Source organism: Streptomyces graminilatus, assembly GCF_001418565.1.
In the GTDB taxonomy this organism is placed as follows: domain Bacteria; phylum Actinomycetota; class Actinomycetes; order Streptomycetales; family Streptomycetaceae; genus Streptomyces; species Streptomyces graminilatus.
The window spans coordinates 15,150-27,366 of record NZ_LIQQ01000549.1 but is presented as its reverse complement, the minus strand read 5'-3'; the positions used below and the strand labels follow the sequence as shown (position 1 = coordinate 27,366).

Annotated in this window: 13 protein-coding genes; 11 read left to right on the top strand and 2 right to left on the bottom strand. The window is 69.4% G+C overall.

The window, feature by feature from the left end; genetic code table 11:
• From AOK08_RS36115 to AOK08_RS36100, 4 genes are all read left to right on the top strand, one after another.
• Positions 1-1,559, top strand: a 1,559-nt coding sequence (locus tag AOK08_RS36115) for a DEAD/DEAH box helicase (protein ID WP_198539497.1), incomplete at its 5' end; no start/stop codon positions are given.
• Positions 1,556-2,764 carry a hypothetical protein gene (locus tag AOK08_RS36110; protein ID WP_055533903.1) on the top strand — a complete coding sequence of 403 codons (1,209 nt, stop codon included), beginning with the start codon at positions 1,556-1,558 and terminating at the stop codon, positions 2,762-2,764. The genes AOK08_RS36115 and AOK08_RS36110, both read left to right, overlap by 4 nt.
• A gap of 505 nt (positions 2,765-3,269) precedes the next feature.
• Positions 3,270-3,500 carry a hypothetical protein gene (locus AOK08_RS36105; RefSeq protein WP_157876943.1) on the top strand — a complete coding sequence of 77 codons (231 nt, stop codon included), beginning with the start codon at positions 3,270-3,272 and terminating at the stop codon, positions 3,498-3,500.
• A gap of 227 nt (positions 3,501-3,727) precedes the next feature.
• The gene (locus AOK08_RS36100; protein WP_241827237.1) at positions 3,728-4,240 is read left to right on the top strand and encodes an NUDIX domain-containing protein; all 513 of its coding nucleotides are present in this window, start codon (positions 3,728-3,730) and stop codon (positions 4,238-4,240) included.
• A gap of 135 nt (positions 4,241-4,375) precedes the next feature.
• Here the strand turns inward: AOK08_RS36100 and AOK08_RS36095 are convergent, their stop codons facing one another.
• Positions 4,376-5,308 carry a phosphotransferase family protein gene (locus tag AOK08_RS36095; RefSeq protein WP_055533900.1) on the bottom strand — a complete coding sequence of 311 codons (933 nt, stop codon included), beginning with the start codon at positions 5,306-5,308 and terminating at the stop codon, positions 4,376-4,378.
• Between the two features lie 164 nt (positions 5,309-5,472).
• Here AOK08_RS36095 and AOK08_RS36090 point away from each other — a divergent pair, with 164 nt between their 5' ends.
• From AOK08_RS36090 to AOK08_RS36080, 3 genes are all read left to right on the top strand, one after another.
• On the top strand, positions 5,473-5,763 hold the full coding sequence (locus AOK08_RS36090; protein ID WP_055533898.1) for a hypothetical protein: 291 nt from the start codon (positions 5,473-5,475) through the stop codon (positions 5,761-5,763).
• A gap of 313 nt (positions 5,764-6,076) precedes the next feature.
• Positions 6,077-6,373, top strand: a complete 297-nt coding sequence (locus tag AOK08_RS36085) for a hypothetical protein (protein WP_055533896.1) — start codon at positions 6,077-6,079, stop codon at positions 6,371-6,373.
• Entirely contained in the window at positions 6,367-7,098 is a 732-nt protein-coding gene (locus tag AOK08_RS36080) for a hypothetical protein (protein WP_157876942.1), read from the top strand. Before AOK08_RS36085 ends, AOK08_RS36080 begins: the two co-directional genes overlap by 7 nt.
• Positions 7,099-7,421: 323 nt before the next feature.
• Here the strand turns inward: AOK08_RS36080 and AOK08_RS36075 are convergent, their stop codons facing one another.
• On the bottom strand, positions 7,422-8,744 hold the full coding sequence (locus AOK08_RS36075; protein WP_055533893.1) for a hypothetical protein: 1,323 nt from the start codon (positions 8,742-8,744) through the stop codon (positions 7,422-7,424).
• 389 nt (positions 8,745-9,133) lie between these two features.
• Between AOK08_RS36075 and AOK08_RS36070 the strand changes: the two genes are divergently transcribed.
• The 4 genes from AOK08_RS36070 to AOK08_RS36055 all read left to right on the top strand — a co-directional run bounded on the left by AOK08_RS36070 (position 9,134) and on the right by AOK08_RS36055 (position 11,694).
• Positions 9,134-10,141: a hypothetical protein gene (locus AOK08_RS36070; protein WP_055533891.1), complete on the top strand. Its 1,008-nt coding sequence runs from the start codon at positions 9,134-9,136 to the stop codon at positions 10,139-10,141.
• A gap of 78 nt (positions 10,142-10,219) precedes the next feature.
• Complete coding sequence (locus tag AOK08_RS36065) at positions 10,220-10,636, top strand: WhiB family transcriptional regulator (protein WP_079054471.1); 417 nt, start codon at positions 10,220-10,222, stop codon at positions 10,634-10,636.
• 66 nt (positions 10,637-10,702) lie between these two features.
• Positions 10,703-11,203, top strand: a complete 501-nt coding sequence (locus AOK08_RS36060; RefSeq protein ID WP_055533889.1) for a DUF6624 domain-containing protein — start codon at positions 10,703-10,705, stop codon at positions 11,201-11,203.
• Positions 11,204-11,412: 209 nt separating this feature from the next.
• On the top strand, positions 11,413-11,694 hold the full coding sequence (locus tag AOK08_RS36055; protein ID WP_055533887.1) for a hypothetical protein: 282 nt from the start codon (positions 11,413-11,415) through the stop codon (positions 11,692-11,694).
• Positions 11,695-12,217 lie beyond the last annotated feature (523 nt).

Below are 12,217 nucleotides of genomic sequence, written 5' to 3'. Positions count from 1 at the left end.
GCGCCCTCACCCTGGGCGGCGAAACCCTCCAGGCCCGGCCCGTCGGCGCCCTCGCCCACTTGGTCGACACGCTCCGCCAAGCCCCCGACGCCCCCCGGCCCGTCCTGCCGCCGGCCGCCCTGAAGGCGACCTTGCGCCACTACCAGGAACGCGCCCTGACCTGGCTCGCGCACACCCTGGACCTCGGGTTCGGTGCCCTGCTCGCCGACGACATGGGGCTCGGCAAGACACTGACCACCATCGCCCTTCACCTCCACCGCGCCGAGACTGCCACGCAGTCCGGGCCGACCCTCGTCATTTGCCCGGCCTCCCTCGTGACGAACTGGCAGCGCGAGGTCACCCGCTTCGCCCCCGGCACAGCCGTCGTCCGCTACCACGGCAGCGACCGCGCCCTCGACACCGACGCCCTCGAACCCAACACCATCGTCGTCACCACCTACGGCACCCTGCGCCGCGACACCCCCGCCCTCGCCGACATCCCCTGGGGCCTGGTCGTCGCAGACGAAGCACAGCACATCAAGAACCCCGCCTCCGCAACCGCCAAGGCACTGCGCGACCTTCCCACCGCGGCCCGCCTCGCCGTCACCGGCACCCCCGTCGAGAACAACCTCACCGAACTGTGGGCCATCCTCGACTGGACCAACCCCGGCCTCTTCGGCTCCCGCGCGGCCTTCCGCGCCCGCTACGCCACCGTCGAGAAAGACCCGTCCTCGCCCGCCGCCGCCCAACTCGCCCGGCTCATCGGCCCGTTCATGATGCGCCGCCGCAAATCGGACCCGGGCATCGCCCCCGAACTGCCCGGCAAGGTGCACCACCACCGCATCGTCGCCCTCACCGACGAGCAGACCGGCCTGTACGAGGCGACCGTCCGCGACACCCTGGCCAAGATCGCCGCCAGCACCGGCATCGAACGCCGCGGCCTGGTCCTCAAGCTGCTCCAGGCCCTGCGCCAGATCTGCAACACGCCCACCCTCTACCTCAAGGAACCCCTCGACGGCGCCGAACCGGCCGCCCTCGCCAGGCGCTCGGGCAAGCTGGCCGCCCTGGACGACCTCCTACTCACTCTCGCCGGCCGCGGCGAGGCCGGCCTCATCTTCACCGGCTATGTACAGATGGGCCGGATCCTCGAGCACCACCTGCGCGCCCGCGGCCACCGCTCCGTCTACTTCCTCCACGGCCAGACACCGCCCGCCCGCCGCCAGGACCTCGTCGACGCCTTCCAGCACGACGCCGACTCCGCCCCGCTGTTCATCCTGTCCGTCAAGGCCGCCGGCACCGGGCTCACCCTCACCCGCGCCGAACACGTCATCCACTACGACCGCCCCTGGAACCCGGCCGTCGAAGACCAGGCCACCGACCGCGCACACCGCATCGGCCAGCGCCGCACCGTGCAGGTACACCATTTGGTCACCGAGGGCACCGTCGAGGACCACATCAAGGAACTCCTCGCCCGCAAACGCGCCTTGACCGACGCGGTCCTCGCCTCCGGTGAAAGCGCCCTCGCCGACCTCGACGACACCGAACTCGCAGCCCTCGTCACGCTCCAGGGAAGCCGATGACCACCCCCGCGCGCCGCACCATGGGACCGCTCGTCGCCGCCTGGAAACAGGCCTTCCACCTCGCCACCGACGGCTCCGGCTCCTACACCAAGGGACTCAACCTCCACCGAAAAGGCGCCGTCGGCCAGGTCCACGCGGCCTCCGGCCGCCTCTCCGCCGCCGTTGCCGTGAAGAGGACCACTTACAAGGCCGCCATGAGCTTCTCCCAGCTCGCTGAAGACCAGTGGCACGCCCTGGCCGTCCGTCTCGCCGGCAACTCCCAGGCCACAGCCGACCTCCTGGCCGGCCGCGTCCCCGCGGCCATCGCCGACCCCGGACACGCCGGCGGCACCGCCATCGTTCCGGGAGCCGACGACATCACCTTCTCCTGCACCTGCCTGCCCGGCACCGCCGGACGCGTCTGCGACCACAGCGCCGCGATCGGCCACGCGGTTGCCGAACGACTCGCCAGCGCCGCCTCCCTGCTCCTCGCCGCCCGGGGCATGCCCACCCGCACCCTCGCCGCCGTCCTGCGCGAGCACCTGGCCGACGCAGAACCGGACGCACTCCCCGCCGACGCGGCCGGCACCGTCCGCGCCGACCAGACCTACTCCCTGTGGGCCCACCGCACCCCGCCCACCGACGCCGTCACCCACGTCGACACCATCACCCCGATCACCCTCGGCCTCGACGACCCGCCCCCGCCCTGCCCCTCCGGCCAGGACCTGGCCTGGATGACGCAGGACGCCGCCGCACGCGCCCGCGCTCTCCTCGACGGCGCCGTCGGCCAACCCCACGACCCCCTCGCCGACACCGTGCGCATCCTCGCCACCCCCGACGGCGTCAGCCGCCTCCCCGACGCCGAACGTCGCAGCGGCCACTCTGCCGCCATCCTGCGCACGATGATGATCGGCTACCGGTACGGCGGACCGGCCGGCGCCCACGCCGCACTGCGCACCACCCCGACCCCGTCCACCGTGCTGGAGCACGCCCGCGACACCATCCGAGCCTCCCGCGCGCTCGTCCTCGGAAGCCTCGACATCACCGACGGGGCCCTCACGGACACCACCACCGGCATCCAACTCCGCCTCGGACCCGACGGCCGCTGGTACCCCTTTACCGCAGTCGGTGACGAATGGCGCCCGGCCCCCGGATGCTCCGACGACCCGGCCGACGCACACCAAGCGGCCCGCCGCGCCCGAACGGCACGCCCGACCGCACGATGACCACCCGGGCAACTACGGCCATTGTCTGAGCCGTAGTTGCCCAGGCGAACTCCCCTCGTACACATCGGAGGCGGATCGCGAGACGAAACAGCCCTGATCGCGGGGCCAGCTACGCACATCTGGTGCTTCTCGGCCAATGCCGGCAAGGGAATCAGGCGGCCCGCACCGACATCCTCGCCGCCGAGTGCACCCGCCTCGACAAGCTTCGACGCCAGCAGAGCGGAGCACGGTGGCCGAACGGACGAGCTGGTCCGAGCCACTGACCGGTCAACGCAGAGCCAGCTACCCGTGTTCGCGCCGCGTATGCCGGACGGTGTCAACCCGGGACGATCCCGTTTGCCCGGTCGTGTGCGGCCTTCCACGCGAGCCGATAGATTCCGTCCATGGATGAGGTGACGAAGTCCTTGCATCGGATCGGCAGCCTTCGCGGATTGCCGATCAGCCGGCGCGGCGGCTGTGGTTGCCGGCCTGCGGGAGCGCGGACGTGACCGGGTGGCCCCTCGGCATGGGACTGCTCGCGCTCGCCGCTGCCTTGCTGCTGACCGGCTGGCGGTACATGCGCCAATACCAGGAAGCGAGACGACAGCTCGATTCCGGGACTGGAGGAGATGAAGCCGAGGCACTCCAAGCGCTTTTGCGATCGTCGAAAGTCCCCACGAAATTCCAGGAGATGTTCGTGGTTGCCACGATGGTTGCTGCCGGGATCGTCGGCGCGGTTGGCCTCACGCGCTTCTGAAGACGTCACACGAGAGCCCGTGCCGACGCCATCAGGTCTCAGCAGCCGGCCTCTCGGGGCGAAGCGCGAGCGCGGAGTGAAGGAGGAACCAGGCCTTGGCTGCTCCGGTCCCCGGTCGTGTCGCAGGAAGCCGAATCGCGCCGTCCGCACGTCAACTGTCAACCCTGGATGTCCGGAACGGAATGCTGGGGAGCGATTCGCGTGCCAGGGCTTGGCAGGATATCGGGGTGCCTGAACCCGCAGCCCGGCCGCTCGCCGTCGACGGCCGCGGCAATGCCCTGAATTCCTTCAGCCGCCTGTCGGAGGAGGAGCCGCCCGGTGATGTGCCTCTGCCCCTTGCGTTGGTGGCACTTTGGCACGGCGACCGCGTTCTGATGGTGTTCGACCGGCACCGGCGTTCGTGGGAATTGCCAGGCGGGCTGATCGAGCCGGGCGAGTCACCGTGCCAGGCGGGATTGCGTGAACTACTGGAGGAGACGGGGCAGACCCCCGAAGAGCCACTGCAATTCGTCGGCTACGCGCGCTTCACACTAGCGCCGGACCAGCGTGCCGAATACGGCGCGTTGTTCTCCAGCCGAGTTACCGAGGTCCATGATTTCCAGCCGAACGAGGAGATCGAGGCTGTCTGTTGGTGGGATCTGCTCGAGACCCTGCCGGGACACGTACAGCCCCTGGACGCTTTCCTCGCTCGACTCACACAAGACCGGGGTTCCGACGCCACTCCTCGCTCGGACCGATAGACCGAATCGGGTTCAGGGACGTAGGAGCAGTAGAGCAGATGTCCATCTCCAGGCCCTGGCGTGGCCTCGGCCGCACCTCGCGCCGGACGGATCGGCGGCCTTGAACCACCGGAACGAGTGCAGGATCGTGTGGTGTCAGCGCAGGCGGTGGCCAAGGAGGGCAAGACCGGCGGCCGCTGCGCGGTGTTGGTAGGCGCGTAGCCCGGGGGCGCCGGGAGGTGCTGGCCTGCGGGCGTTGCGGTGCCAGTGGCCGGTGAGCGCCGCGAGGAACGCCGTGGTGGCGTCAGGGTTGCTGGAGGTGGCGGGGTGCTCGTGGAGCATGCGGTCGATGTCTGCGGGTGAGTGTCCGGCGAGGATGAGTTGCGGCGCCAGGGAGGTGGCGTCGATGCAGGCCGGGCCAGTGGTGGCGTGTGCCCAGTCCACGAAGGTCACGCCAAGATGGCGGTCGCGGACCATATTGTCGGCCCGCAGGTCGCCGTGGACGATCCGGTCTCCGCAGGCGAGGTCCGGCCAGGCCGCTTCCAGTTCGGCGAGCTGCGGCAGGCGGTCGCGGGCGGCGCGGGCGAGGTCGCCCGGGGGATCGGAAAGCAGCTCGCCCCAGCCGTGGAGAGGAGCCGTGGATGGCGCGGTACCCACCGCCGTCGCGTACGGCGCCGGGGCGGGGCTGGAGGTAAGCCTGCCCAGGTGCGCCCAAACCTGCTCGACGTCTACGGATGGCGGGGACAGATCGGGATGGGGGCCGTCCAGGTGAGCGATGACGACGGCGGTCCAGTCGGCCGCGCGGTGGATGCCCACCAGTTGCGGGGCCGACACGTCTGGCGGCAGCGTGTCCAGGACGGCCGCCTCACGAAGGTTGGCGGCGGTGAGCGGGTCGTTGTCGGGGGCGGCCTTGGCGAAGACCCGTCGGCCGTCAGCCAGGTGGAGCGCGGCGGCGAGTTGGTGACCGAAGCCCCCTTGGGGGGTGACCGCGTCGATGACGGGCGCGCCCAGGGCGTCTTCGAGACGAGCGCGCAGCGGCGCGGGGATATCGTTCCATTGCAGACGGCCGCTGGTGGGCGGTACAGGCATGGGGGCAGCTTTCGTGCAGTGCGTTTCCGCAAGGGACCCAGCCACGGTAGTGAGGCTGTGGGGTCACACGCTGTCGATCAGACCAGATACGGCCGGGGCGAGAGGCCCTTCTCAGTCGAGTGATCTTGGTCCTGCCCGGTCGGCTGCTTCGCTACCGTGCCGTTATGAGCGAGCCTCTCGCCCAGGGCGAGGACCATCCGGCGTGCGGCATCTGCCCGGCGAAGCGGCTGCCCCGTGAGGCGTTCGTGGTCTATGACCGGCCGTCCTGGGAATGCCCGTTCAACCCCGAGGACGGCTTCCGATACACAGCCGACGGGACTCCGGCGTGCGTGCATCCGCACAAGGTGGGGCTGGACCCGGACCGGATCGCGCCCCCACCGAAGCCCGTCGCTGACACACTGGAGCCTGTGCCGCTGCGGCGGCGAGGATGGCGTCCTTCCTTCTTTGGCCGGTGACTCCGATGACATCCGCTTCGGAGTGACCGCCGTACACCACCTCACAAGTCGTCGGGCGAGGGCCCCGGGTGGCGACAAGCTCCGCCGTGCTCCGCCCGTTTTCCTCGGCATACGACTCCATCAGCGGATCCGGCACCTCGTGCCTGCGTTGCGTTGGACGGCTTGTCAGAAATTTCTGACAGCGTCGAACGGCATTCGTACGCCATCGGGAGTCCGCGTGAGCTGCGGAAAACTCAGGTGCTGGCCGTGCTGCTCGATCACTACCGTGAGAATCCTCGGCTCGGGCCGAGCAGAGTACGGAAGGCGGGCGGTGATGAAGCGCCTCGAACTGGTAGTTGTTCAATTCGAAGAGGTCAAACGCCTCATCGGGATCGGACGGGTACCGCAGCTGCGACTGGCCCACATCCTGCTCGACAGCGCCGTCGAACTGATCATGCACCGCATGGTCAAGGACCAGCTCTACTCCGAGCACGTCCACTTCGATCAGCTTGAGAACCTCCGCCGGCTCGAAGCGATGCGCAAGAGCGACAACCCCAGCACCGCCGGTTCGCCTCTGGGCCGAGCGACGACCAGCTCCGCGCAGACATTTCGAGGCTCGAAGGGATGGTGACCTCGAAGAGGAAGCGAAAGAGGATCAACGACAACTTCGGAGACAAAATCGACTTCTTGGTCGACCGGGGGACCCTGCCCGGCGACCTCGCGCCGGTCCTGAAGAAGCTGCACGACTATCGGAACGAGACCTATCACCGTGATCAGCACCGCGTTGAAGTGATCCGTCCCGCCGTCCTGATCTACTTCGATGAGGCATGCACGGTCCTGGACTGCTACGAGCCGGGTGTGATGGCCAGTGGTGGTTCGCTGGGGCCTGAGCTGGCACGGTTCCAGGAGGGCGGACCCGCCCATGAGAACCCCTTCGAGGTATCCCATAGGGCTGCGAGGCGACTGAGGGAGGAAGTCGGCCTTGACCTGAAAGCGGTGAGGACCGCGCTGGTCGACCACCTTCTCGGGCGCCTTGACGATCTCGAGTCCGGACTCGCATACGTCGAGGAGAACAGCGCCCATGGTGCGATCCCGGGCGACGCCATTCGGAGCATGCAAATCGAAGACGGAGATATCGAAGCGATCTTCGAAAGGGAGGTGCTGCGGAGCCGGACGTATCCCCTCACGATGAAGGATGTGAAGTCCTGGATCGAGCGGGCCACGGCGATGGAAGAGATGGACGACAAGCACGTGCTCTTCACCGAGTTCGCGGCTCTTGAGGACGCATTCGAAGAACTCGAGGGAAAGGTTCGAGAAGCGGTCTGGCGCATCGACGAAGCCGCGAACATGCGCTGAGAACACACCCGTTCATGCCCACAGGCAGCCAGCCTCGAAAATCGGCTCGAAGCCTACGAGCGACCCAACAGCATCGACGCCGCAGCCCACCAGGCCACCCTCACCGCCGACCGCGAGACCTTCGCCGTCATGGGCACCGGCATCGCCTCCCCCGTCTACCCGACCAGGGGCCGACCGCTCGCCAAGGGCGATCACCGACGCCGGTGGCGTGGCTGAGCCAAGTTCCGAGCCGGAGCGACGACCTCGCAGTCGGTTCCAACTGGGCGGTACGCGTGCCGCCCGCCCGGAAGCTCTGCCGGGCGGTGACCGGCGTCGAGTCCCCCTCAACGTCCGCCCGGCGACTGGGGATCCGGAATCGTGTAGACGGTGGTGGTGGGGGCCAGAGGGAGGTCGGGGCGGATCCGGGCACGGAGGAAGAAGCGGCGTTCGCGGGTAAAAGTAGTGCCCTCGACGGCGCCGTCCTTGTAGACGGGCCCGATGAGTCTGCCCGCGCCGTCACGGATCCCGATCCGGACGCCAGGTTTCCAGTGGGCCCGCCGCCATGTGCCGAAGATGAGCGAGCCCCGCGACCCGCTCGGCTCCGTACGGCCGGTGGGTGGCTCGTCGGGCGGTGGGGTGTAGTTGAGGACGCGAACGTGGTGGAAGCCGCCAGCCCGGCCTGCCTCGCTGGTGGCGATCCGGGCCAGGGCGCTGCGCGACGACGGTCGGGTACCGGGCTCAGGCAGTACGGGCGGGGGTGCCCAGTCGGCGAAGGCGAGCTGGGCGGCGTACGCGTACAGCACGCGCCCGCCGGCATGGTCGCCGTACGCGGCCGGTTGGAGTACCCAGTGCCGCTTCTCGTCCGTGTCGAGGACGGTCATGAGGAGGAATCCCGCCGTGGTGTCGAGCTGGCCGTCCGGGAGGGCTGCGAGGAGGCCGCCGAGGATGGCCGGTTCGCGTCCGACGCATGCGCCGGAGTCGATGAGTCTGGCGAGGTCGTTGTCGTCCGCTTCGGCGGCGGCCAGGGGGACGGGGTCGTGCACCACAAGGGACCAGGGAGCCGGCAGGTGCAGCGCGGCGCGGGTCTGCTGGTCCAGGGCTGCGGTGGTCACCACGTCCAGGGCGAGGGCGGCGGGGATCGTGTGGGGGGCGGCGAGGTAGGCCGCCGTTGCGGTCAGTGCCCGCAGCCACCGCGCGTATCGTCCCTTCTCATCGCGGTAGTCGTTCGTGCGGAAGTCGCCGGTCTCAAGCAGCCCGGAGCGCAGTGCGCCGACGTCTGCGGGCAGCAGGCCGCACAGGTCCGCGGGCAGCGGCCGGTGGATGCGCGCGTACCGTGATTCCCGCTCCCAGTCCGCCCGCTGGGTCTCCAGGGCCGCAGCGGCGACGTCGATGACGTGGCCGTTCGGACCGGCGATCGCGAGGACGAGCTTGCTCTCGTGCGGCAAGAGTTCCCAGTTGATGTCATGGTCGGCCGCGAAGCGGTTGGCCGCGCCGCACTCGGCGACCAGCCGCTTCCACAGCCTCGCCAGCTCCCGGTCCCACGAGCCCTCCTCGGCAGCAGCGGCGCCCGGGCCGAGGAGGAACTCCGTCCAGGCGCCGGGCTGCAGGTCCCTGATCCCGAGGCGGGGCAGGCGCGGACCGGGAGGACGCGGAGGGGCGAAGGCCATGTCGAGAAGCTGTTGGACACTCACGCACGACCAACGAAGTCGACCCTCCCAGGTCACCTACCCCATGTGCCCGTCGGCCCGCAGCAAGGCCGCCTCGGAGCCGGTCCGTTCCCTCCGCGGCCCCCGGCCGGGGGTCGGTCTCGTCGGAAGACCACGCAGTAGACCAGCTGCCCGGTGTGGCCTTTCGCCGGTTTCGTGCCTGTCGGCTACAGTGCCGTCCGGCGGCACCGGTCTGCTGCTCCTACCGCGAACCTCGGCCCCGATGGGTTCAGGCGGAGGCGAAGAAGCACGGCTTCGACCCGTTCCACCGCATGGACGTTCTGCCGCATCACGTACCTGTTCCTCATGCTCCGCGGGCCGACGGAGCCGAGCGAAAGGTGCCTTTGCCGATGTCGGCCAACCAGATCAGTCGCCGCGCCCGCACGTACGCCCTCTACACCGGTGCTCCCCGTCAGGTCGCCTGTGATGTCGTGGCCGCCCTGGCCCCGGGCGAGCCGCTGATCCCGGCGCCCTCCGAGCCCGCCCAACTCCTGCTCGAGTCCGAGGTCCTTTACCAGGTACTCGGTAGCCAACGGCTCCTCTTCGAATACCCCTTCGGCATCCAGTACGTGGAGCCCACTAAGGCTGGCCTGCGACTTCACATGGAGAGCAACACCAGCCTCGACAAACTGCTCAGCGGACTGCTGCCCTGCCGCATGCCGATGAAGACCGGAAGGGACCAGATCTACGGTCTCAACGGGGTCCGCATCTGCCGGCGCACCGAGCGGGGCATCGAACTGCGCCGTCTCGGACAGCCGACCAGCCTCACACTGACCGGCCCCTCACGCCGGGCCTTCGAGAGCGCCGAGGCCACCCTCGTCCAGCGGGTCGAAGACCATGGTGGAGAGGCCTGCTGGCGGACAGAGGGCTGGACCGCCTACGAGCGGCAGTGGGACGCCGAACGCCAGCCGCTGATCTACGAGTCCGTCTGGCGGGATGCCGCGTGGCTTCCCAGCGGCCTGCTGCGCCGCCTCGGCCTTCTGCACACGGTCGCCGTGCCCCAGGTCGTCACCGGCCACGAGTCCCGGCTGGGCGAATGGTGGATCCTGGAGTTGGACCACGACGCCCAAACCAGCATGCGACGGGCCGAGTTGGTACAGGCGCTGACCGATCCGGAACACGGCCTGCCCCTCGAACTGCGCGGACACCGCGACCTGACGCCGGGCCAGCACCTCGGCCTCGTCCTGCTGACGTCGCCGGACCGCACCGCCACCCTTCAACTGCGCTACGACCGCTTCGACAACTGGGACAAGGACCACGCCGACATGCGCGCGGCCATCCAGCGGCGCATCAGCAAAGTGGCCGTGACGAGCGAAGCCCAACTCCCCCTGATGCCGGGGTGCTCAGGCACCGGATGAGCACCCCGGTGGAGTGAGAACACCGATTCCGTCAAGGCCGCCTTCACCCTAAGGGGTGCAGCAGGATGACGATGTCCCATGCCCCGTGCGATTGCCGTAACGTCTGCGGATCAGTACCTGTGCCGGAGCGAGTGCGGCAGGCCGGATCGGGGAGAGGACGGCATCGGGGTGGACACGGACGGTGCGGAGAACTGGGAAGCGCGAGGGGTGTGCCGAACCGCGGACCCCGATGAACTGTTCGTGGAAGGCGCGGCCCAGAACAGGGCGAAAGCGGTGTGCGGCGGCTGCCCGGTGCGTACCCAATGCCTTGCGCACGCTCTCGACCACCGGATCGAGTTCGGTGTGTGGGGCGGTATGACGGACCGGGAAAGGCGCGCCCTGTTGCGGCGGCGGCCCACCGTGACCTCCTGGCGGCGTCTGCTGGAGGCCGCCCGCGCTCAGCACGACCGGCAGGCACCCGCCAACGGCGACGAGCGCTGGGCCTCGGTCGGCTGAGTCCGGCCCGGCTGGGCGCAGCATCACCGACTTCACTCCGGCGTCGACGAGGAGAACCCCCTCACGATGAACCACGACCTCGCCGCCGAGCTCCACCGCCGCGCTGAAGAAGACCAGGCGGCGCGCAGCCTCGCGGCCGAAACCCGTGACGGACGCGAGATGTGTCGGATCGACGTCGACAACACGGCCTGGCTCCAGCAGGTCATCGCAGAACACGGCTGGCCAGGCGTGGCGTTGGTCGGCGAACAGGGAGCCGATGAGGCATGGCTTCTTGCCCAGCACGCCGATCTTGCCCCCGTCTTCCAGCGCCAAGCGCTCGAACTCCTGAAGACCGCGGTCGCGGCCGGAGACGCCCCTCCACGCCACCTGGCCTACCTCACCGACCGGGTTCTGGTCGCGGCCGGCGAACCCCAGACGTACGGAACTCAGTACACCCACGACCCGGACGGCTCGAACCTGCGCCCGCAACCCGTCGCCGACCCTGACCGGCTCGACGAACGCCGTGCCGCGATGGGACTGGAACCGGCCGCGGCGTACGACCGACGCATGCACGGGGCAGATGACTGAGGGAGACATCGCCTGTGGAGGGTGCCGAGACGGCGGACGGCGCCCACCGGTTGTGTCAGACCGTTCCTCTATGGTCGTCGTGTCGCGCCGGGCCGGCGCGGCGGCGCTTTCTGCATGGAGGAGTTCCGGTGCCCGAGGCTCACCCCGCCCACAGCGGTCTGCCTGCGCTGTACTGCGCTGAGGTTGGTGTGTTCCGAGGACGGTGGACGATGTCCGTCATCGGCCCGGACCGGGAGATGGCCGCCGGACCGAACCTCGACCTCGGCTCCGCCGACACCTTCACCATCGCGGGTCCGGACGATCCCGGCCGCTACATGATCGCCGTCAGCGGTGCCGTGCCCGTGCTGCCCCAGGAGGAGGCCGCGAAGATCTTGACGGGGCTCGGCTTCGTCGTGGCAGCCTCCGCTCGCAACGATGCCTGTACCGCTCTCGGCTGGACTCAGGTCGCGTCCGCGTGGTGGACCGCTCCATGCCATCCCATCGCTCCGTGACCCGGCTCCTAACCTATCGCTCCTGAGGGCTGTTACGCGGTCTGGCCCCGTAGCCGAGCGGTTGGAGCGCGCCGTCTGGGCTGGAGCTGAGATCGTCCTGCTCGACTGCGGCCCCATGGACAGGACCGGATTGCCGAGGTCGCCGACTACTGGAACGGCGTCACCAGCGTGTGGCAGTGACTCACCTGGCAGGGCGGTTCCGTGGTGAAGCTCCTCGCCGAGGACCCCAACGGGCAAGTGCTTGGGCACAGTTGGCACGAGCGGCGGCTGGACGTGATGCGCGCGCACCACTGACGCGTGGACTGGCGGATAACCCCTGGCGCTGACTTCGAGTAGCAGTTCGCGCCCGACACGGGGCGGCCGGGCTCGGGGATCGTCCTGCTCGGCGAGCGGACTGGACAACCGGGCGCCCGAGCGGAGGACCCCGCCGGTGTGACCGCTGACGTGCCTGTCCCTGCCATGCCGTACCTCGCCGACGTCTCCTGCCGAACTCGGCGGCGCGCACCGCGTACACATAGCTGGC

Coding starts and splice junctions, on each gene's coding strand:
- AOK08_RS36095 (WP_055533900.1), bottom strand. CDS start 5,308: ATGCCTGTACCGCCCACCAGCGGCCGTCTGCAATGGAACGATATCCCC.
- AOK08_RS36070 (WP_055533891.1), top strand. CDS start 9,134: ATGTCGGCCAACCAGATCAGTCGCCGCGCCCGCACGTACGCCCTCTAC.
- AOK08_RS36090 (WP_055533898.1), top strand. CDS start 5,473: ATGAGCGAGCCTCTCGCCCAGGGCGAGGACCATCCGGCGTGCGGCATC.
- AOK08_RS36055 (WP_055533887.1), top strand. CDS start 11,413: ATGTCCGTCATCGGCCCGGACCGGGAGATGGCCGCCGGACCGAACCTC.
- AOK08_RS36080 (WP_157876942.1), top strand. CDS start 6,367: ATGGTGACCTCGAAGAGGAAGCGAAAGAGGATCAACGACAACTTCGGA.
- AOK08_RS36110 (WP_055533903.1), top strand. CDS start 1,556: ATGACCACCCCCGCGCGCCGCACCATGGGACCGCTCGTCGCCGCCTGG.
- AOK08_RS36085 (WP_055533896.1), top strand. CDS start 6,077: ATGAAGCGCCTCGAACTGGTAGTTGTTCAATTCGAAGAGGTCAAACGC.
- AOK08_RS36105 (WP_157876943.1), top strand. CDS start 3,270: ATGGGACTGCTCGCGCTCGCCGCTGCCTTGCTGCTGACCGGCTGGCGG.
- AOK08_RS36075 (WP_055533893.1), bottom strand. CDS start 8,744: ATGGCCTTCGCCCCTCCGCGTCCTCCCGGTCCGCGCCTGCCCCGCCTC.
- AOK08_RS36060 (WP_055533889.1), top strand. CDS start 10,703: ATGAACCACGACCTCGCCGCCGAGCTCCACCGCCGCGCTGAAGAAGAC.
- AOK08_RS36065 (WP_079054471.1), top strand. CDS start 10,220: ATGCCCCGTGCGATTGCCGTAACGTCTGCGGATCAGTACCTGTGCCGG.